Below are 20,293 nucleotides of genomic sequence, written 5' to 3'. Positions count from 1 at the left end.
CACCGGCAAACACCCACCATCACCAACCCGCGACAACACCACCACCGGCTCCACCACACCCACCACAAACCCCACCCGCTCCACCGGCGCACCCACATCCACCGGAACAAACACCCCACCAGCCCGCACCACCGCAAACACCGCCACCAACAACTCCACCGACCGCGACAACGCCACACACACCCGCGACTCCGGACCCACCCCCAACGAAATCAAAAACCGCGCAAAACGATTCACCCGAACATCGAACTCACCCCACGACAACACCACCCCACCCCCCACCACCCACACCAGCAAACCGCCCATCCAACACATCCACCAACGTCAAACCCCCCACCACAACCCCCACACCATCCCAACCACCCACCACCAACCCACGCTCGGGCGCGCCCAAAATTTCCGTATCCCCTACTGGCACTGTTGGATCCGACACGACCGACCGGAGGAGGCGGACGAAACGCTCGCCGAACTCGGCGACTGTGGTGCGCTCGAAGATATCGGAGGCATAGGTGAAGGCGGCATCGAAACCCATGGGGACGCCGTCTTTGCCACGCTGCTCGGAGAGCGACAGTTGCAAGTCGAATTTGGCGACACCGACGTCGACTGGAACAACATCGACACCCAGTCCGGGTAGTTCGAGGTGGGGATCTGCGGTGTTCTGGAATTCCAACAGAACCTGGAAGAGCGGTGAGCGAGATGACGAACGCTCCGGCGCAACTGCATCGACGACTCGCTCGAACGGCACCTCGGCTTGTCCGAACGCTGCCAGATCGACTTCGCGAGTTCGTGAAAGGATCTCCTCGAAAGTCGCGGCGGTGTCAACGGTGATTCGCAGGACGACTGTGTTGACGAACATCCCGACCAGATCGTCGAGGACTTGCTCGGCGCGCCCTCCTACCGGAGTCCCGATCGCTATGTCCGGCGAGGCGCTCAGCCGTGCCAACAGAACCGTCAGCACTGCGTGCATCACCATGAACGGTGTCGTGTTGTGATTCCGAGCGAGTTCGAGGAGTTCACTGTGCACGTCTGCGGGCACCGAGAATCGGACCGATTCACCGCGCATGGATCGTTCCGCCGGTCTCGGTCGATCCAGCGGAAGGTCGATCACGTCAGGTAGACCGGCCAGGGTGGACGTCCAGTAGTCCAACTGCTTCGCCTCGAGCGTGTCCGGATCGTCGTCACTGCCGAGCAGTTCGATCTGCCATTGGCTGTAGTCGGCGTACTGCACAGGCAAAGGCGACCAGTCCGGTGCCCGTTTCGCAGCCCGCGCCGCGTAGGCGCGGGTCAGGTCGCGGGCCAGCGGCTCGAGGGATGCTCCGTCCGCCGAAATATGGTGAACCACCAGCGCAAGGACATGATCGTCCGGCGTGACCCGAAAAAGGGAGCCGCGCAGGGGCACGTTCGCGCTCACGTCGAACCCCTCGCGAGCGAGATCGGCGATGCGCCTGTCCAAGGCTTCCTCGTCCACGGATACTTCCCACGCGATCTTCGACGTCACGCGTTCCGAAGGCACTACTACCTGATGTGGGCCGTCGACCGACGCCGGGTAGACGGTACGGAGCGATTCATGCCGATCGACAACATCTCCCACCGCGCGCTGCATCGCAGCGACATCCAAGGCACCTGACAGTCGGACCACCATCGGAATGTTGTAGGCCGGGGACGACGTGTCGAACTGATTGACGAACCACAGGCGTCGTTGTGCCACAGACACCGGAATCTTGTCCCTGTACGAATGTGCCTGCAGGATTGGACGCTTCGAACGCGTGCGATCAACGCGGGATGACGTCGCATCCCGCACGTGACGGGCCAATGATTCGATAGTCGGTGCTTCGAACAAAGTCCGCACCCCGAAATCGATTTCTTCAGCGGCATTTACGCGAGCGATCAGCTTCGTGGCAATCAGTGAGTTCCCGCCCAGATCGAAGAAGTCGTCACCCGCACCCACCGTCTCGACGCCTAGAACATCGGCAAAAATCTCGGCGAGCACTAGTTCCTCAGCGCCCTCGGGCGGTCGAAAGTCGTCCGACCGAGCATCGAGCCGAGGTGCAGGTAAGGCAGCGCGATCGACCTTTCCCGCCGGAGTTACCGGCAACTCGTCGAGTAGAACAAATGCCGCAGGAACCATGTACGACGGAACACGGCTCGCGACGTACCGCGTCAGCTCGGCCGTCGAGAGCGCACTTCCGCCGGCAGGCACGACGTACGTGGTGATCATCGCTGTCCCGGAGGGAGCCGCACGCGCCACGGTGACTGCAGTCTCGACCTGCGGACACGACCGCACGACGCTGTCGATTTCCCCGAGTTCGATACGAAATCCGCGAACTTTCACCTGGAAGTCACTACGACCGACGTACTCGAGTCCACGGCCACGGCGCCACCGCACCAAATCCCCCGTTCGATACATCCGCTGCCCGGGGAGGCCGAAGGGGTCTGCCACGAATCGTTCTGCCGTCAACGCATACTTTCGGTGGTAGCCGCGTGCGAGCGCGTCTCCCGAGATGTACAGCTCGCCCACAACACCGTCGGGGACGGGGTGCAGCCGCTGATCGAGCACGATCTCCTCGAAACCGCGGAGCGGACCGCCCACTGTGATGTTCTCCGACGACACCATCGGCTCGCCGATGTTCGACATGACGGTGGTCTCGGTCGGCCCGTACGCATTGCACAGCCGGCGACCAGGAGCCCACCGCTGCACAAGATCCGGCGGGCAGGCCTCACCACCGACCACCACGTCGCCGAAGCCCGAAAGGCCTTCGGGCGAAGCTGTTCCGAGCGCCGCAGTAGTGACAAAACCGTGCGTGACACGCTGGGATTCGAGGAAGCGAGACAACTCGTCACCGCCGTAGATCGTGCTCGGCGCAATCACCATGGTCGCTCCGGCACCGAAAGCCAGAAGATACTCGAAAACCGAGGCGTCGAAACTCGGGGTCGAGAAGTGCAACGTTCGCGCATCCTGGGTCGCACCGAACCGCGAACGCTGTTCGGCAGCAAGCGCTTCCAGTCCACGATGCGAGACCGTCACCCCCTTGGGGAGTCCGGTGGACCCGGACGTGTAGATCACGTATGCGGGATTGTCGGGCCGGATCGGGCGCACCCGATCGACATCGGAGATGGAGCGCACGGACAACCGTGCAAGTCGGCCACGGAACTCAGCGTCGTCGATTGCTATCCAGGAAATCGAATCCGGCAAGCGATGAAGTTCCGCGACGACCGTGAGCCCCAGTACGGCGCCGGAATCGGTCAGCATGAAGCGAACACGTTCATCCGGATAGGTCGGATCCACCGGCACGAATGCCGCGCCGGCTTTGCTCACGGCCAACATCGCGACAACCGATTCGATCGAACGCGTCAAACCCAGCGCCACACTGTTTTCCGGACCGATGCCGCGGTCGATCAATTCTCGGGCCAACTTCGACGAACGCTCGTCGAGTTCTCGATACGTCAACTCGGCATCGAGATACGACAGGGCCACGCCGTCGGGGTGTGTGCGCGCCGCACCGTCGAACAAATCGGCCAGGGTGCGATGCGAAGCGCGCGGGTCACTGCGTACAGGCTGCATCGCGGATCGCTCGACGTCGGACAAGATGTCGATGTCGCCGACCATCATTGTCGGATCTGTGGTGACGGATTCCAGGACGCGCGCGAACCGCAAACCGAGGCCACGTACCGTCTCGGCGTCGAACAGGTCGGTGGCAAACGCGAGCGTCACCGTGATTCCGGACGGCGTACCCACCTCGTCGAACAGTTCGACTGCAGACACTCCGAGATCGAAGCGGCCGAGGTCGGGAGGGTGCTCGTCAGCGCTGGCGACGGACTCGAACGTCACCTGTACAACCGGCGCATAGGCGGGTACATCCTCCACGTGCAATGGCTGAACCAACTGCTCGAGCCGTATCTCGCTGTGCGCCCGCGCATTACTGTGGACCTCGACGACGCTGTACAGGAGCGCCGTGAACGGCGTCTCCAGATCGATGCGACTCCGGATGGCGACGATGTTCGCGTCGGATCCCGCGGGCGTACCGATCACAACATCCGAAGCACCGGACAACCGGCTCACCAGGAGAGCAAAGCTCGCATGTAAGACCGCACGAGTGTCCGTCCCGAGATCACTCGCCATCGCCGTGATCCGCGCGTGGGTGTCGGCGGCGATCAGGACCTCAACCTGTGCACTGTCCAGCGATTGCGTTGCAGGCCTGGGTCGATCGAAGGGAAGTTGCAAAAGTTCGGGCGCCCCGGCGAGCTCATGTCTCCAATACTCGATGTGCCGGACTTCGCGTTGTCGTCGCTCGCCCTCTCGGGCCGTCGGGCCGTGAATGTCTGCGAGTTCGGCACCGGAATCAGACGCGATCAACTCTTCCAGCAAGCCGACAAAGTTCCGGTGGTGCTCGCGTAAACCCGCCTCCTCGTATCGGATCGGGTTTGCCCGGAAGTCGACACGCAGCCTGTCGCCGCTCGGATACACGTTGACCAGAAGGTCGTCCACCGGCCCGGAGGTGACGATGTGATACTCCCCAACCACCTCGCCCAACTGCACCTCCTGGCGAAACAGCATGACGTTGACCATGGGCCCGGCATATGAGTCTTCGCCTTCCAGACCGCTCGTCACGCCGGCGTCCCGACGGATGTCGTCGAGGCTGCAGCGCTGGTGTCGCAATGCACCCATGAGCTCATGCTGGACCTGGGCGAAGAGTTCACCGACGGTGTCGACCGCTGCGACACGGATGAGCAGTGGCGTGACGTTCACCATCATGCCGCCCGAGTCCCGCAGCACCGCCGTAGTCCGTCCGGACATCGGAACATGAATCTGGACAGTCTCTTTCGCCGTCATCCGCGCGAGGTACAACGCGAGCGCAGCGATGACCGGGGCAGCGTGGTTCTCGGATTCGTAGAGAAGTGCACAACTTCGGTCCGACATCAGTGTGCTTTCGAGTCGGCTCTCGGTTTGCGCGGGCCCAGAAGCCTCCGCCAGGCTGGATCCGGCGAGGGTGGTATTGCGCTCAGCCCAGTACTCCCGGTCGGCGGCGAATCGATCCGACATTCTGTACCGCTCGTCGATGTCGTACAGCGTGCGCAGCGTCGCGGCACGACTCGGCTGCGAGTCCTTTCTCGCCGCCGAGGCCGAGTACCGATGCGCAATGCGGTTCATCATGGTCATGGCACCGAAACCGTCGAGCGCAACATGATGGATGCGGCTGTACCACAGATAGTGCGCGTCACCCACGCGCAGCACAGCGGTCGCGACGATTCCGTCGACTGCCAGGTCGAGCTGTGTCCGGCAATCTCGGCGCATCCACCCGAGGGCATCCTCGATCGGATCGGGGGACCCACGGAGGTCGACCAAACCGACCGAGATTTCGGCCTTCTCATCCACGTACTGCATCGGTTGACCGTCGATCTCGATAACTTTGAGCAAAGGAGATTGAAACTCGTATGCCACCGCTCGCGTTTCGCGATCCAGCAGTTCGACGTCGAGTTCGCCGCGCAGCTCCACGTAGTGCGCTATCAGAATCGGGACTTCGGGATCGAATTGCTGAGCGAACCAGGTTGCCCGTTGGGCGGCCGAGAGCGGAAAGAGCGTCTCATCAGAAGGGTCGGTCCGACTTACCTCGAAGGGTTTCACAGCGCCCCGCCCCGCATGATCTCCGCGGCCGCCGAGTGCGTAGCCGCGTCCGAATCAACAGCGCGAAAGCAAGAGGCTGATCGCGCCTCTCAAGCAGTCGTACCCAGAATCGGCAAGCGCATGCACCGCCCCACCAGTCGATGTCACGTACGTATCGCTCATGTTTCGCGTGCCCGATATGTACTAAAAGTGTGAATGCGTCTCGTCACCTCGGTAATGTCCCACTCCGAGAAGACACATCCCCCGAGGGGAGCAGGCGCATGGACATCACCACCATTACCGACGTGATACGCCGACCACCGGATCGCCCAGGGGACGTGTGGCGTCCCGGCGACGCCTGGCTCGCGGGAGGAACGTGGCTGTTCTCAGCAGAACAACCCGACACGCGTCGACTGGTCGACCTCACCGCGCTCGGTTGGACACCACTGGAGGTCGGCCCGACTCATTTCGGTGTCGGAGCTACGTGCACCGTTGCCGAACTGTATGCGTTTGTCCCGCCGGATAATTGGCGTGCGAGTCCACTTATTCGCGTCAGCTGCGAGTACTTCCTCTCGTCTTTCAAGGTGTGGAATTCGGCCACCGTAGGCGGCAACATCTGTATGTCGCTTCCGGCCGGACCGATGATCACCCTGGCAGTTGCACTCGAGGCTTCGTTCACACTATGGGCTACCGACGGAACAGTGAGGACCGTCGACGCGTGCGACTTCGTGACCGGTGACCACCAGAATGTCCTGGAGCCGGGCGAAGTCCTTCGGAGCATCGAGTTCCCGGTGCACGCACTCACCAAACGGCACGCCCACCGCCGCTTCAGTCTCACGCACCTCGGCCGTTCGACGATCTTCATGATCGCGACGCAGACTCCTGGCGCCGACGACTTTCACCTCACCATCACCGCCGGCACCACCCATCCGATCCGGCTGACGTTCGACACCATGCCGGACGAGCACTCTCTGCGACGAGCCGTCGACTCCATTTCGGCCGACATTTGGTTCGACGATCCCAACGGAACCCCAGACCACCGCCTCCACCTCGCCCGCCACTACGCCGACGATCTCCGAAACGAACTCACGGGGAGCCAGTCATGAGCTACACGGTGAACGACCGGCAGTTCCACGAGGAGCCGTTCCCGGGACAGTGTCTCCGGACGTTTCTTCGGCACCTCGGACACCACGGGGTGAAGAAGGGGTGCGACGGCGGGGACTGCGGGGCGTGCACAGTGTGGCTCGACGGAACACCGATACACAGCTGCATCACGCCCGCCTTTCGCGCCGACGGTCGCGCGGTAACCACGATCGAGGGACTCGGCACGCCCGAAGATCTCCATCCGATTCAGCAGCAGTTCCGGGATGCACCCGGCTTTCAGTGTGGGTTCTGCACCGCCGGGATGATCATGACCTCGGCGGCGCTCACCGACGCGCAGAAAGAAGACTTGCCGCGAGCGCTCAAGGGAAACCTGTGCCGCTGCACCGGTTACCGATCCATCGAAGACGCGGTCAACGGTGTCGGTGCTATCGAAGTTGCCCTCCCGGGACAGGCCGTCGGAACCAGCGTCGGGGCGCCGGCGGCCACCGACGTGGTGACCGGCCGAGCCGAATACACTATGGACACCGCCATCGACGGCATGCTGCACCTGAAAGTGCTGCACTCGCCGCACGCACATGCACGCATCACCACCATCGACACCACCGAGGCGCTCGCCGTCCCCGGTGTCCATCGCGTCTACACCTGGAAAGACGTGCCGCGCAAGCTCTTCACCACGGCAATACATACCGACCACCTTGTCGATCCGGACGACACCTACATTCTCGACAACGTCGTGCGGTTCGTGGGTCAGCGTGTAGTGGCCGTCCTCGCCGACTCCGTCGTCGCTGCGGAAGAAGGCCGTCGGAAGGTGAAGGTCGATTACGAGATCCTGCCTTCGGTGTTCGATCCGGAAGAGGCCATGGCCGACGGCGCCCCAGCCCTGCACGGATCCGACGATCCCTTTGTTCGGGATCCCGAGCACAACATCCTGCTCGAACTTCACGGTCATGTGGGCGACGTCGAGGCCGGGTTCGCCGAGGCCGACGTCATCCACGAAGGCACCTACTTCTCGCCGCGGGTTCAGCATGCGCACCTCGAGACGCACGGTTCGATCTCCTGGATGGAAGACGGACGCCTCCACGTTCGCACAAGTTCGCAGTCCCCCTCCATCGCCAAGGTCAAACTCGCCCATCTCTTCGACCTCCGCCCGGATCAGCTACGCGTGTTCTGCAAACGCGTGGGCGGCGGGTTCGGAGGAAAACAGGAAGTGATCAGCGAGGATCTGGTGGCGCTCGCCACCCTCGACACCGGTCGTCCCGTCTGCCTCGAGTTCACCCGAGAAGAAGAGTTCACCACCGCGTCGCCGCGTCATCCGATGAAGCTCACGATCAAGCTCGGTGCCAAGTCGGACGGAACCCTCACAGCCTTTCAGTACCGAAACATCTCGAACACCGGTGCGTACGGAAACCACGGTGGAGAGACACTCTTTGCCGGCGGCGCGGCGGTCTCGCTCTACCGCTGCGCCAACAAGAAGTTCGATGCGTATTCCGTGTACACCAACAATGTTCCGAGCGGCGCTCTACGTGGGTACGGGATGACGCAACCGGCCTTTGCCGTGGAATCGGCCATGACCGAATTGGCCATCGCGCTGAACATGGATCCGCTCGAACTGCGTCGACGCAATATCGTCCGACCGGGCGATTCGCTGATCGCACTCGAAGACGGCCCAGACGACGTGATCTTCACCGAAGACGGACTGGGGCAATGCATCGATCTGATCGACGCCGCGTTGAAGCGCCAACCGGTTCCCTCGCTCGGAGACGATTGGCTGATCGGCACCGGTACCGCCAGTTCACTACATGAGACCGCGCCACCCACCGAGCACATTTCCGAGGCTTGGCTCACCCTCGGCGAAGACTGTGTATACGAACTTGCTATCGGCACAGTCGAATTCGGTGAGGGTACTTCTACCGCCCACGTGCAGATCGCCGCGAATCAGCTGGGCACAACACCGTCACGTGTACGAATCATTCAGTCGGACACCGACCGAACCGGTTTCGACACAGGCGCTTTCGCCAGCGCCGGCCTGTTTGTCGCTGGGAACGCGGTACTTCGCGCGTCGAATGCGCTCCGCGATCGCCTACTTGCCTTCGCCGCGCACCACACCGGCGTGTCGATTGACCAGTGCTCGATGGACGACGACAAGATCGTCTGCGGTAGTACTCGACTAACACTGCAAGAGATACTCGAGGCCGCACGCCCGCGCGGGATCCGATTCACCGAGGCGCGGAAGGCATACGGATCTCCGCGCAGCGTGGTGTCCAACACTCATGGCTTCCGGATTGCCGTCCATCGCATCACCGGCGAGATCCGCATTCTCTACAGCGTCCAAGCCACCGACGCTGGGGTGATCATCAATCCGGCGCAGGTGCGGGGACAGATCGAAGGTGGCGTCGCCCAGGGCATCGGCTTCGCACTCACCGAGAACTTCCACGTAGACGCAAACGGCGCGATGATGAACCCGAATCTACGTAACTACCGGATCCCGACATATGCAGATATCCCACGCACGGAGGTGATCCTCGTCGAGTCATCAGACTCCGTCGGCCCACTCCGCTCCAAGGGCATGGCGGAGTGCTGCATCAATCCGGTTGCCCCTGCATTGGCGAACGCACTGCAGGATGCAACCGGGTCACGATTCCGGTCACTACCGCTCACCCCGGAACGCATCTACTCAGGCCTGAACCGATGACCGCGAACACGTCGGCGGACAGCGCCGCGACGGTCATCATCGGCCAGCGGGTGCGTGCCGGACTGGAGAAAGAATTCGAGGTCTGGCAGAAAGATCTCAACCGAGCCGCCGCAGATTACGCGGGCTTCCTCGGGGCAGAAATCGCGGCTCCGACGCCCACCCAACCCGATTGGGTGATCGTGTACCGCTTCGACTCCATCGCTCATGTTCAAGCGTGGATCAACAGCGCGACGAGGCAGAACTACCTCGACAGCGGGCGTCAGTACTTCGACGGCCCGGCCACGCAGCAGGTAGTGAGCGGTGGGATCAGGCCTCCGGACCCACTGCTGACCGTCGTAGTGACGCACCGAGTCGGTGACGACAGCATCGACGAGTTCCTTGCCTGGCAGGATCGCCTTCGGGAGGTGGAGAGTGCTTTCGACGGATTCCGCGGCACCGAACTGTTTCGCCCCGTCGACGGTGTGCAGGATGAATGGACCCTGCTGTATCGCTTCGACAATGCTGCCCACCTCGATACGTGGCTGACTTCCCCTGAGCGACAACAACTCCTCGCCGAGGGCCGCAAGTTTCACGACTTCGAACTGCGAACCGTGGACAATTCGTTCGGCAGTTGGTTTGCCTTCGACGAGATCGGAAACGAGGCCCCTCCACCTTCGGAGACAAAAACCTCGATCGCGGTCTGGGTCGGTCTCTACCCGACTGTCGTCTTGCTTACTTTGGCGCTGTCACCGCTGAAGCTGCCACTCTGGCTCGGATTGTTGATCGGCAACCTGTTGTCGAGCTTCATCATGAGTTTCTTCACGATGCCGTACTACGTGAATCGGCTCCTGCACCGTTGGCTGCGTCCACCTCCGGGGATTCCTGTCGCAAAAACCAACGCACAAGGGGTGGCAATCGTCGCCGCTGTGACGTTGTTCTGGGTTGTCGTCTTCTACCTCGTGACTACTCAGTTCTGGTCGCTGCCCTGAACTCTCCGGAATACGAAATGCCAGCGCATGTAACGGGGCATGATTCTTCCCCGGTGCATACGCTGGCATTTTCAGTTTTGGCCGTTCAGGCGGCCGTTGGTGGGCTGTTCCCGCCGATCGGCTGTTGATACGGGTCGATCGACATGGGTGGATAGAACACCGTTTTCCGATCCGGGCCGATCTCGACACGCCATTCGGTGTGGTGCATCGTCCGGTGGTGATGACCGCACAACAAGATCAGATTGTCGAGATCTGTTGGGCCACCATCGTTCCAGTCAACAATATGATGAGCATCGCACCACCCCGACGGTGTCCCGCACCCCGGAAACGCACACCCACCATCACGCACCGCCAACGCCCGCCGCTGCGGAACCGTCGCCGTTCTCGCTTCCTTACCGCAGTCGAGCGGAACACCATTCTCATCCGGGAGGATCCGGGTGACGGTGCAGTCGCACGCCAACATCCGGGCGGTGTCGATGCTGATCGGGCCCACCCAATCCGTCCACGCAAATCCCAGCTCCTCGGTGGACGGCAACAGGTCTTTCAGAACTTTAAGGTCGGTCATGTCTTTCGCGGACGCGGTGACCGTGATGTGCGGTTTCACTCCGCCTTCGATCGGGCCCAACCCCGCCCGCTCGTACCGGCGCAACAACTCGCAAAACCCGTCCGCACGCCGTAATGCCGGAGTACGCGTGTCCTTCACGCCGTCCTTCTCCGGCGTCGGAGCCGACAGACTCGACAACAACGTGATCAACCGGGCCCCGTTGATCGCATCCAGATCACCCTTCACAGTGACCCGCCCGTACAAGCCTTTCGAGGCGTAGAACTCGTTACGTTCGGAATCCTCGCCGACCGGGACGCCGTCCTCGCGCTTGCCGTACTGCTTCTCGATCCGCCGAATCGCCGCCCGCACCGCATCGCAATCCGCAATGTTCTTCGACGCCAACGACAACAAAATCCCGCGAGCCTTGTCCACATCCGCCAGGGTCATGTTCTTCGGCGGATGCTGACAAAACGACGCCACCTGCCGCGCCTTCAACGCATCCACGTCACCGCGATGAAACGCATCCGCGACAACAGGTTCGAGCATCAACAACCGCGCCAACCCGACCAGCAGACTGCACTCACCGATCTCCAAATTCGTCGAACCATGCAACCACTGCGCGATCGCCCGAAAACCCTTCCCGCCGAGAACCTCACGGGAAAACATCTCCACGATCAGCAACACCAACCGCGACTGCAACTCGTGCCGGACACGCACCAGATCCAGAACCTCCCCCTTGAGGCCCTCGCCATCCAGCTGCCACGCATCCCGACTGTCCATACCGAAAGTTTAATCGAACAAACTTTCGATAACCAGAGACAAAACGGACAACTTCGAGAACAGGAAGGCTCGAGACACGTTGATATGAAACTACTTTCAGTAACTCTCAAAACCGGATCATCGGCCGCCGAGCGGCAGAACTCCCCCGCCGACGGGATAGGGCGGCAGCGTTCCCACAAGCGTCGGTGTCAATGTGGTCGCAGACGGATCGGCACGACCGAGAGTGAATTTCCGAACTTCGGCACCCGTTCCGTTGCTGCCGCTGACGAGGAGATCCGCGCCGGTAGTCGTGCTCGTCGTGGCCACTCCCACACCCGACCCTGGAGCGGTGAACGGGTCGAAAGCTGCAACCTCCCGAAATGCCACGTCCGTCGAATGGTGATCTGGACTCTCGAGGTACATCTCGGGTGCACCGTCGAGCCTGGATCCACTCGAGAAGACGCGGATTGATCCTTCTCCTCCGAGCATGCCTGCCACTATCGACTTTGCGCCGCCCTCGGCGCCGGCCACCCAACCCGTCGACAGAGACACCCCGTCGCGGTAGCCCTGATCGAATGCCAAGAACTGTGATGTCGTTGACGGACCAGCCGTATGACCTGCGTGTTCATCGGAGTCGCCCTGCGCAACCGCCGTCGGTTCGTACAGGTCGTAGCGGAACGTCTTGATCAACGGCTCCTCGCCCGCACCCGGTGCGGTCACGATGCTCGCTCGACCGGAGTGACTGTCAACCATTCCGGTTGCGAACGTGACTCCGCTACTCGATCCCGGGTACGGCGAGAACGAACCGAATTCTGCGGGTGCGGACTTCTTGTCCGCCGGAAGGTCGGTGGAGTAAATCTTGACCTGCGACTCCATCCCCGGGCCCGAGGCAACGATGATGTTGTCCGCCAGTGCGTTTCCGTCGATATCGACGCCGCCGATGTTCACTCCGCCACGAAAACCCACATCGAAGGGGGCGAATCTTGCCAACTCGTCGGTGAACGGCACGCCGCCGACTGCGTTGTACGCCACCACTTCCGGAGCCGAGCCTGCACCTGTTCCAGCGACCAGATCAAGCACCATGTCTCCGTTCACGTCCGCCATCGCAACACTCGGGGTGCCTTCGAACGACGGGAAGGGCGTCACAGCAGTGATCAGTTTGTCGCCGTTGGCATCGAATATCTGCACCTTGGCGGGCACGCCGGCCGAACCAGGTATCGCGACGGCATATGTCGATACCTCGGGAATCACGTTGACAGTCGCCATCAAACCGTTGTCCTCGTGATTGAGTCGGTGGCAGTGAATCACAAAGGTTCCGGTGTACTCGGTGAACTTCGTCCGCAACGTCACCGATGCTGGTTCCAGCGCATTCTCGTTCTCGTCCGTCACCGGCGCCGGCACGTTCACGTTGTCGATTCCCCAGGGCTGAACGCCCGTCGTGGTACCTGCGACGGGATCCACAACTTCCGTTACCTGGAAGTCGTTGACGTGAATATGCATCGGGTGTTCGTCGTTGTTGAGGTTCGTGATCTTCCATTCCTCAACGGAATTCAGTCGCGGTTGAATCAGCGGAATGTTGGGGAACGTGTTGTCGGCGAATTCGTAGGTGAAGGCCTTCGGATCGCTGTTGCTGGCCTTCTCGTTTCCGAACCCACCGGACACTGTGAGATTGCGGGTCACGTCGGGCGTCATCGCTGCGGTATCCACGAACGAGGTGTAGGTATCGAGCTTCTGTCCGAACTCGAAGGGAGTCGTCTTTCCTTCACCCTCGTCTGGCGTCGCACGGATCAACTGCTGAGTCGGGAACGTGAAGAATCCGTCCGCGTAACTGATCACCGACGGGTCGACGGTGACGGTTCCGAGTTCGGCGGGCGGATTGTCGGTACCGTTGTTGGTGTAGAGAATGCCTGGATTGCTCACCGGCTTCGCACCTTCGAGCGGTGGCATCTCCAGCACCAGATCGCCGGACTCCGGCATCGTCACTGCGATTGCGTATCGCGAGGCCGGCGGAATCACCAGCCTGGTTCCGTCCCCGTCCACGGGTGGCCTGACCTCGTCGAACGGGTTCCCGTCCTGCCCTACGATGGCGAACTTCGGATGGGCGCCGGTTGCGGTTTCCGTCAACGTGACCGGCATGTAGGCAAAGTCGCTGATGTTGGCAAGCACCCAGATCTCGGTCTGCCCCGGCTTCAGTTTCAGCGACGGCTGGAACTGACCGTTCACGGTGTACTGCACATCGCGTTGGTTGTCCGGCAGTAAAGGATCGGCCGGTACAGTCGTCGATTCACCCACGAAGCTCTGCAGATTGCCTGGAACGAATTGATTCTGTCCACGATGATTGGCCGGGGACAACGGTCCGGTATACCAGTTGGTGAAATACTGCGCGCCCTCGGTGGTGTCCGAGAAATTCACCGGAGCAAGGCTCGGACGGTACGTCCCGTCGGCTAGTTCCGTACCGGCGGGTGGCGTCAACGTACTGACGAATTGGGGCCAGTTCGCGTCGTTGAGCTGTCGGCCCTTTCCTTTTCGGTCGAATACGAAGTTGTACTGCAGTGCCATATCGCGAATCGGAACGTCGTTTGCCTTCACGACAGGCAGATTGCCGTCCGGCCGGCCGATTTCCAGTAGCCCGGCCAGGCCCATGTACGTCTGCTGGGCGGTGAGGGTGTGCCGGTGACTGTGATACCAGTACAGACCGTTCGGCATCGTCCCCGGAATCGCGTAGTCGTACACGTTTCCCTGGCCGGCTGGAATGTTGAGCAACACGTTGTCCGCATTGCCGTCCGGACTCACGTGCACTCCGTGCGTGTGCAGATTCAGCGGAGCCGACGTCAGCGCCGGCGGATAGATCGGCACGTCCCCGCCCGCCGGTGTGAATGCCGGATCGTAGAAGTCCTGGATCGTGAGATCCTGCAAATCGTTGTCGTAATGAATGATCAATCGCTCTCCGGGATTGACGCGGAGAGTCGGCGCCGGATAGACGTCACTCGCCGAGGTCGATCCGTCCGACGCCGTACCGCGGATGACCTCGTACCCGAAGAGCAGAAAATTCGAAACGGGCGCCGAAGCGGTATCGAGCGGAATCACTCCCTGATGAGCGGACAAGCGCACCTCGAGAACACCATCTCGGCTACTCAGTTTCACCGGCTCCCGATAGTCGACGGCGGTTCCGCCAGAGCCGTAATTGCCGCCCACCTCGGGCGCCGATTCACCGGAGGTACACGCGGCCAACGCCATCGTCATGGACACCACTACTGCTGCGGCTAACGACTTTCCTCGCAGTGCGATCACTGGTTTCCCCGTTCCATGGTGGCGTGAGGTACGTCCGATCAGCGCTCACCAGCCTATCGAGAAAACATCGGCTGAACAGGATATTCACGACAAATCGCCCACCTAAGGCCTGCGTGAGTGCTGCACCTTGCAAGCAGTCTCAGCAAACCGATCAGAAATCGAGAAGCACAGCCACGGGACCCGCAATTACGTTGAAACACATGAACACACCACAGAAGTCCACTTCCGACCACACGTCGCCAATCCACACATCAGCAGGGAGCGCCCAGATGACCACCGCGAAATCCGTGATACTCGACGTTCCCGACCTCGCGGCAGCCGAAGCCTTCTACAACGCTCTCGGCGTCGGAGATCGAATCCAGCTACGCGAATCGAACGAACCGACAACAGGGTTTCGTGGGTACACCCTTTCGCTCGTCGTCTCCCAACCGAACATCGTCGACGCCTTCGTCGGCGCAGCACTCGCAGCCGGTGCCACCGCCTTGAAGCCTGTGAAGAAATCCCTCTGGGGATACGGCGGAGTCGTCCAGGCTCCAGACGGTTCGATCTGGAAGATCGCCACGTCGTCGAAGAAGAACGACGGGCCGGCCACCCGCACGATCGACAGCCTCGTGCTGCTGCTCGGCGCCGAAGACGTCAAGGCCAGCAAGCAGTTCTACCTCGACCGCGGACTCGAGGTGTCCAAGAGCTTCGGTCGCAAGTACGTCGAATTCACCAGTGCAGCAAACAATGTGACACTCGCACTGTATGGTCGCCGCGCTTTGGCAAAGGATGCCGGGGTTGCTCCGGAAGGCACCGGATCACACCGTCTGACCGTTGCCGGCACGTCTGAAACCTTCACAGACCCAGACGGTTTCGCCTGGGAAGCCGCCTGCGCTTGACATCAAGCACAGATCACCGGGAAGGCGGCCGGTATCAGACTTCGGAGTTGGCCGCGTCATGCGCCGGGTACGCATGCACCAAGGCAGTAGCGAGTTTGGGCACCGCGTGAGTGAGCGAATGCTCGGCGCTGTGTGCAATCGCATGAGCTTCGGCAAGTGTTGCCCGGGGATCGATGTCGAGTTCTGCATCGGCATGCAGTCGGTGTCCGATCCACCGCATCTTCAGATCACGAACGCCGAGGACTCCAGGTTCGTGCATCAATGCATGCTCTGCGTCGTCCACCAACTCAGGTTCGACGCCGTCCATCAACCTCCGGAAGACGTCTCGCGCTGCAGTCCTGAGCACCGCCACGATGGCAACGGTGATGACAAGGCCGATGATCGGGTCTGCCAACGGGAAACCCAGCGCAACTCCCCCCGCCCCCAGAAGGACTGCGAGCGAAGTGAATCCGTCGGTCCGAGCATGCAATCCATCGGCCACCAGGGCCGCTGAACCGATTTGCCTGCCGATCCTGATCCGATACAACGCCACCAATTCGTTTCCGATGAAACCGATCAAACCTGCCGCCGCTACCCAACCGAGGTGCTCGATCTCGACCGGGTTGATCAATCGCCTCACCGCCTCGACACCGGCGATCACTGCCGACAGTGCGATCATGGCGAGCACGAATAGTCCGGCCAAATCCTCCGCACGCCCGAAACCATAGGTATAGCGCCTGGTCGCAGCGCGCCGACCGAGCGCGAAGGCAATCCAGAGTGGGACTGCAGTGAGCGCGTCGGAGAAGTTGTGAATGGTGTCCGCCAGCAGCGCCACCGAACCCGAGATCGCCACGATCGCAACCTGAGCAACTGCGGTGACTCCGAGCGCGACAAGACTGATCTTGACCGCCCGGATGCCGATTGCGCTCGATTCCAATGCGTCGTCGACACTGTCGGCAGCGTCGTGACTGTGCGGCGAGAACACTTCGCGGACTGCCGATCGAAATCCCTTCGGCCCGTGGCCATGGGGGTGGCCGTGGCCGTGGGACGTCTTGGGTTCGTGCGTCACGACGCACCTTCTTCTTGATCGGTCCGATCGACGTTCGCCGAGCGCTCCGGGTGTATCTCCCGAAGCTCACCTTCACTACGGTGATGCCCCGGCAATCCGGGTCCGGCATGCTCCGCATTGAAGACCGCGTCCGTAACCAGTTGGCGCACATGGTCGTTCTCCAGGCGATAGAACACCGTCGTACCATCGCGGCGGGTTCGTACCAACCTTGCCATGCGCAATTTCGCCAGGTGCTGCGACACCGAGGGCGCCGGCTTGCCGACGCGTTCCGCCAGTTCGTTCACCGAGCACTCGCGGTCGACCAATGCCCACAAGACCTGCACACGGGTTGCGTCGGCCAGCATGCGGAACACCTCGACGACGAGGTCGACTTGATCATCGGGAAGCTTGCGGCGACAAACACCACTATCTGCGTTCATACGTAGATAGTAGATCATGCTGGACGCCGAAGATGACCTCTCGTCGATTCACCAGTTGTGCAAAGCTTGGCGGCAGAGCCCTTCGCCACTCGCAGACCGGGAGACAACAATGAGTACCGACGATTGGAACGCAGGAATCATTGCGGAATTTCGGGAGAACGAGGGCAAGGTAGGTGGCCCCTTCGAAGGTGCGCCCATGGTGTTGGTCCACCACACAGGACGCAAATCCGGACGCGATTTCGTGAGTCCCATGATGTATCTGGCAGACGAGCAGGATCCGAAGACCATCTACGTTTTTGCATCCAAGGCCGGTGCCCCGACCAATCCCGACTGGTACTACAACCTCGTTGCCACCGACCAGGCAGAGGTCGAGATCGGCACCGAAACATACCCGGTCTCCGTCAGCGAAGTAACCGGCGAGAAGCGTGACCGCATCTACGACGAGCAGGCCAGTCGATACCCGGGATTTGCCGAATACGCGGAGAAGACCGCTGGGATCCGCACAATCCCGGTGGTAGCCCTGACTCGCGCGTAAATCCTGGTAGCACCTCCCAGTCGTTTCCATTCGGAAACGGCTGGGATCGTTTGTACGGAATCAGGTCGCTGAAGAGGCTTTGACCTCACCCTTCGCATGCCGTCCGAGCAGCACGTATCCGACCCAGGATCCGACAACCACTGTCGCCGCGAGCGCCTGTACAAGGCCTTCGATACTCGCCGGATAGAACACGCCGGTGATGTAGTGCGAGATGAATCCGGTGGACGGCAACTCCGCGATCCCGGCCATCCGGCGGGCCCAGTTCTCGAGATTGGTCAGCGGGCAGTCATATCCGACCGCTATCGAACCGGCTCCCCAGACGACTGCAAGTAGGTGGAAACCGATGGTACGACGCCACTTCCACGCCACGAACCCACCCAGCACCACATAGAGGACAAACCCGAAGTGAACGAACACCGTTACTACTTCGATGAGCCGATACACCATCGTCGTCTCCGCTCGTGGCGCGGAAGTCCCGCAACAACCAGACTAATCCGATGTTAGTCCTCGTAGAGGTGATCTACCCGGTGTATGCAGCGGTCGTGCGAGCAGCGGCGGCTGCAGCCGCATCCGGGTCGTCGCCCGATGCGATCGCAGCTTCGGCCCACAGTTCACTGCTTCCCGCGATGAATGCCTTGGCCTCGTCGCTCGCCGACCACTCGGATGTCTCGAGTGGCGTCGCGATCCCCAGTTCCACGTGTCGAGCCAGCCCGAGCAGTCCCATGTCCCACCCGACGCCGACGGCACCTGGACCGTACTCGGCCCACCGATCCGGCTCCACGTCCGCGGCATGTTTGAAATCGAACAGCGTTGCACCACTGCCCTTTTCGGCGAGATTTACAGTCACATAGCTCACATCGCCGCCATATTCCCAGGTGATGCGAAGAGTTCGAGGAGCTTCGCACGCCAAAATCTCGCCGCCGGCGTTGCCCTCGAGCTGATAGTGGCCGCCGATCATGGCTTCTCCCGCGACCGGCATGAACCATTGGCGAATGCGGTCGAACTCGGTGATCGCCGCCCAGACCGTGCCTATTGGTGCCGCGAGAGTCCGCGACATGCGCAGCATGCGCGTTTTCCCCTCGTCTCCGCCGAACGGGCCCAGTTCTCGCGCCACCAACTGCAACGAATCAACTGCTTTGTCGACCATGAGACTCCTCGGTTCGAGCGAAACTTTCAGCTCAGGCGCTGCTGTAGATGTACCGCTACCTCTTCTCCAGCGGCGCTCTTGCCGATCGCCTTGCACAGCGCCACGCGCAGCGGAAGCCAGTGCGGTCCGTCGCCGGAGGGCATCAGCGTCGCCTCGAAGGGATGCTCACCATCGAGGGTTCCGAGCACCTTCACAGCGCGTCTGGTTCCCAGAAGTTCCGCCGAGCCGGGCACGGTCAAGAACGTTGCGAACGCACCGTCTTTCTCGATGGGAGCGGTGAACGAGTAATCGAGCGGTTGTGGAGTCTTGTCAGTGGCCATCTCGCGTCACTGCTCAGCAGCGAGCAGGACGTCGGTGTCGAAACACGTGTGAGTGCCGGTGTGGCACGCGGCGCCCTCCTGATCGACGATCAGCAAGACGGAATCGCCGTCACAGTCGAGGCGCACCTCGTGCACGTACTGGGTGTGCCCGGAGGTCTCTCCCTTGACCCAGTACTGCTGCCGCGAGCGCGAATAGTACGTCCCCTTACGGGTTTCCAGTGTTCGCGCGAGCGCTTCGTCGTCCATCCACGCGACCATCAGCACATCACCGGTCGACTTCTCCTGCGCAACCGCGCTGAACAGTCCGGCGTCGTTTCGCTTCAGCTTCGCCGCGATTGCGGGATCAAGGCTCATAGGACGTTTATACCTTCCACCTGTGACTTCCGTGGAATTCCCCTGCACGGCCGCCCTAGAATGGAAGTTCCTTCGCTGTCACCGTGGAAGAAGATCCGACATGAACCATCAACGTCATGACGGTCCGCACCCGGAGTACATCTGCCATCTCGCGAACCCGAGTACCGATCGCGTCCGAACCCGCCACGTCGTTCTCGGCATCGGCCCAGGTGCTACCAGCAAGAATGTACTCAGCTACGCACTGACGCTTGCCGCCAAGGAGGATTCAGCCCTCCAGGTCGTTCACTGCATCACGTCCGAGGACCTACCTGTCGAAACCGACTCACCAGAATTCGAAACGCGTCTGCACGACGAGATGGTGTCGCAACGCGAGCAGACAACCTCGGCACTTGCCTCGCACGCCGACACCTGGACGTACGACTGCACCTATGGAGACCCGGCCGGTGTCATTCTCGCAACCGCGGACAAATACGACGCATTTACCATCGTGATCGGATCTCCGCGAAAAGGCGCTGCCTCCGCGGTGAGCCGACTGATGCACATCTCGGTCACTTCCCGACTGAACCGGCAGAACCGTTATCCCGTGATATCGGTTCCGACCGGAGTCAGCTCGGCAAGATAGCCGAACG

At 61.4% G+C, this 20,293-nt stretch carries 16 protein-coding genes; 6 read left to right on the top strand and 10 right to left on the bottom strand.

From position 1 onward, the window contains the following. Both RhoBH5_RS16340 and RhoBH5_RS16335 read right to left on the bottom strand, forming a co-directional pair. A partial coding sequence (locus RhoBH5_RS16340) for an AMP-binding protein (RefSeq protein ID WP_270008525.1) occupies window positions 1-306 on the bottom strand: 306 nt, incomplete at its 3' end. Beyond that, a complete protein-coding gene (locus tag RhoBH5_RS16335) occupies window positions 251-5,623 on the bottom strand; it encodes a non-ribosomal peptide synthetase (protein WP_270008524.1) in 5,373 nt (1,790 codons plus the stop codon). The genes RhoBH5_RS16340 and RhoBH5_RS16335, both read right to left, overlap by 56 nt. A gap of 260 nt (window positions 5,624-5,883) precedes the next feature. Here RhoBH5_RS16335 and RhoBH5_RS16330 point away from each other — a divergent pair, with 260 nt between their 5' ends. The 3 genes from RhoBH5_RS16330 to RhoBH5_RS16320 are packed head-to-tail and all read left to right on the top strand — an operon-like array spanning window position 5,884 to window position 10,366. Beyond that, complete coding sequence (locus RhoBH5_RS16330; protein ID WP_047272223.1) at window positions 5,884-6,708, top strand: FAD binding domain-containing protein; 825 nt, start codon at window positions 5,884-5,886, stop codon at window positions 6,706-6,708. Further along, entirely contained in the window at window positions 6,705-9,398 is a 2,694-nt protein-coding gene (locus RhoBH5_RS16325) for a molybdopterin-dependent oxidoreductase (protein WP_270008523.1), read from the top strand. Before RhoBH5_RS16330 ends, RhoBH5_RS16325 begins: the two co-directional genes overlap by 4 nt. Then, on the top strand, window positions 9,395-10,366 hold the full coding sequence (locus RhoBH5_RS16320; RefSeq protein ID WP_270008522.1) for an antibiotic biosynthesis monooxygenase: 972 nt from the start codon (window positions 9,395-9,397) through the stop codon (window positions 10,364-10,366). The genes RhoBH5_RS16325 and RhoBH5_RS16320 overlap by 4 nt, the downstream gene beginning before the upstream one ends. 85 nt (window positions 10,367-10,451) lie before the next feature. Here RhoBH5_RS16320 and RhoBH5_RS16315 read toward each other — a convergent pair whose 3' ends face one another. Together RhoBH5_RS16315 and RhoBH5_RS16310 are read right to left on the bottom strand one after the other, a co-directional pair. Beyond that, entirely contained in the window at window positions 10,452-11,690 is a 1,239-nt protein-coding gene (locus tag RhoBH5_RS16315; RefSeq protein ID WP_270008521.1) for an HNH endonuclease signature motif containing protein, read from the bottom strand. Window positions 11,691-11,807: 117 nt separating this feature from the next. Further along, window positions 11,808-14,912 (bottom strand): multicopper oxidase family protein, encoded by a 3,105-nt coding sequence (locus tag RhoBH5_RS16310; protein WP_270008533.1) that lies wholly within the window; start codon window positions 14,910-14,912, stop codon window positions 11,808-11,810. Window positions 14,913-15,229: 317 nt separating this feature from the next. Here RhoBH5_RS16310 and RhoBH5_RS16305 point away from each other — a divergent pair, with 317 nt between their 5' ends. Then, a complete protein-coding gene (locus RhoBH5_RS16305; protein ID WP_007732226.1) occupies window positions 15,230-15,841 on the top strand; it encodes a hypothetical protein in 612 nt (203 codons plus the stop codon). Between the two features lie 34 nt (window positions 15,842-15,875). On the opposite strand, the gene RhoBH5_RS16300 is transcribed toward RhoBH5_RS16305, so the two are convergent. Together RhoBH5_RS16300 and RhoBH5_RS16295 are read right to left on the bottom strand one after the other, a co-directional pair. After that, complete coding sequence (locus RhoBH5_RS16300; RefSeq protein WP_270008520.1) at window positions 15,876-16,889, bottom strand: cation diffusion facilitator family transporter; 1,014 nt, start codon at window positions 16,887-16,889, stop codon at window positions 15,876-15,878. Beyond that, window positions 16,886-17,308, bottom strand: a complete 423-nt coding sequence (locus tag RhoBH5_RS16295) for an ArsR/SmtB family transcription factor (protein ID WP_003942406.1) — start codon at window positions 17,306-17,308, stop codon at window positions 16,886-16,888. Before RhoBH5_RS16295 ends, RhoBH5_RS16300 begins: the two co-directional genes overlap by 4 nt. A gap of 109 nt (window positions 17,309-17,417) precedes the next feature. Here RhoBH5_RS16295 and RhoBH5_RS16290 point away from each other — a divergent pair, with 109 nt between their 5' ends. Next, window positions 17,418-17,843: a nitroreductase/quinone reductase family protein gene (locus RhoBH5_RS16290; protein ID WP_029255500.1), complete on the top strand. Its 426-nt coding sequence runs from the start codon at window positions 17,418-17,420 to the stop codon at window positions 17,841-17,843. A gap of 60 nt (window positions 17,844-17,903) precedes the next feature. On the opposite strand, the gene RhoBH5_RS16285 is transcribed toward RhoBH5_RS16290, so the two are convergent. The 4 genes from RhoBH5_RS16285 to hisI form a co-directional block, all read right to left on the bottom strand. Further along, on the bottom strand, window positions 17,904-18,290 hold the full coding sequence (locus tag RhoBH5_RS16285) for a DUF2784 domain-containing protein (protein ID WP_003942402.1): 387 nt from the start codon (window positions 18,288-18,290) through the stop codon (window positions 17,904-17,906). A gap of 73 nt (window positions 18,291-18,363) precedes the next feature. Continuing rightward, window positions 18,364-18,990: an SRPBCC family protein gene (locus tag RhoBH5_RS16280; RefSeq protein ID WP_270008519.1), complete on the bottom strand. Its 627-nt coding sequence runs from the start codon at window positions 18,988-18,990 to the stop codon at window positions 18,364-18,366. 26 nt (window positions 18,991-19,016) lie between these two features. Then, the gene (locus tag RhoBH5_RS16275) at window positions 19,017-19,310 is read right to left on the bottom strand and encodes a DUF1905 domain-containing protein (protein WP_042449548.1); all 294 of its coding nucleotides are present in this window, start codon (window positions 19,308-19,310) and stop codon (window positions 19,017-19,019) included. Between the two features lie 6 nt (window positions 19,311-19,316). Further along, entirely contained in the window at window positions 19,317-19,664 is a 348-nt protein-coding gene (hisI, locus tag RhoBH5_RS16270) for a phosphoribosyl-AMP cyclohydrolase (RefSeq protein WP_003942390.1), read from the bottom strand. Window positions 19,665-19,764: 100 nt separating this feature from the next. Here hisI and RhoBH5_RS16265 point away from each other — a divergent pair, with 100 nt between their 5' ends. After that, window positions 19,765-20,286 carry a universal stress protein gene (locus RhoBH5_RS16265; protein ID WP_270008518.1) on the top strand — a complete coding sequence of 174 codons (522 nt, stop codon included), beginning with the start codon at window positions 19,765-19,767 and terminating at the stop codon, window positions 20,284-20,286. The last annotated feature ends 7 nt before the right edge of the window (window positions 20,287-20,293 follow it).

The sequence above is a fragment of the Rhodococcus sp. BH5 genome (assembly GCF_027583855.1).
Classification (GTDB): Bacteria; Actinomycetota; Actinomycetes; order Mycobacteriales; family Mycobacteriaceae; genus Rhodococcus_F; species Rhodococcus_F qingshengii.
The sequence above is the reverse complement of the archived record's forward strand: the minus strand, read 5'-3'. Positions and strand labels throughout refer to the sequence as shown.

Bases quoted from the DNA above. Each gene is read 5' to 3' on its own strand.
- RhoBH5_RS16330 (WP_047272223.1), top strand. From the start codon at position 5,884: ATGGACATCACCACCATTACCGACGTGATACGCCGACCACCGGATCGC.
- RhoBH5_RS16325 (WP_270008523.1), top strand. From the start codon at position 6,705: ATGAGCTACACGGTGAACGACCGGCAGTTCCACGAGGAGCCGTTCCCG.
- RhoBH5_RS16320 (WP_270008522.1), top strand. From the start codon at position 9,395: ATGACCGCGAACACGTCGGCGGACAGCGCCGCGACGGTCATCATCGGC.
- RhoBH5_RS16315 (WP_270008521.1), bottom strand. From the start codon at position 11,690: ATGGACAGTCGGGATGCGTGGCAGCTGGATGGCGAGGGCCTCAAGGGG.
- RhoBH5_RS16310 (WP_270008533.1), bottom strand. From the start codon at position 14,912: ATGACGATGGCGTTGGCCGCGTGTACCTCCGGTGAATCGGCGCCCGAG.
- RhoBH5_RS16305 (WP_007732226.1), top strand. From the start codon at position 15,230: ATGACCACCGCGAAATCCGTGATACTCGACGTTCCCGACCTCGCGGCA.
- RhoBH5_RS16295 (WP_003942406.1), bottom strand. From the start codon at position 17,308: ATGAACGCAGATAGTGGTGTTTGTCGCCGCAAGCTTCCCGATGATCAA.
- RhoBH5_RS16290 (WP_029255500.1), top strand. From the start codon at position 17,418: ATGAGTACCGACGATTGGAACGCAGGAATCATTGCGGAATTTCGGGAG.
- RhoBH5_RS16285 (WP_003942402.1), bottom strand. From the start codon at position 18,290: ATGGTGTATCGGCTCATCGAAGTAGTAACGGTGTTCGTTCACTTCGGG.
- RhoBH5_RS16280 (WP_270008519.1), bottom strand. From the start codon at position 18,990: ATGGTCGACAAAGCAGTTGATTCGTTGCAGTTGGTGGCGCGAGAACTG.
- RhoBH5_RS16275 (WP_042449548.1), bottom strand. From the start codon at position 19,310: ATGGCCACTGACAAGACTCCACAACCGCTCGATTACTCGTTCACCGCT.
- hisI (WP_003942390.1), bottom strand. From the start codon at position 19,664: ATGAGCCTTGATCCCGCAATCGCGGCGAAGCTGAAGCGAAACGACGCC.
- RhoBH5_RS16265 (WP_270008518.1), top strand. From the start codon at position 19,765: ATGAACCATCAACGTCATGACGGTCCGCACCCGGAGTACATCTGCCAT.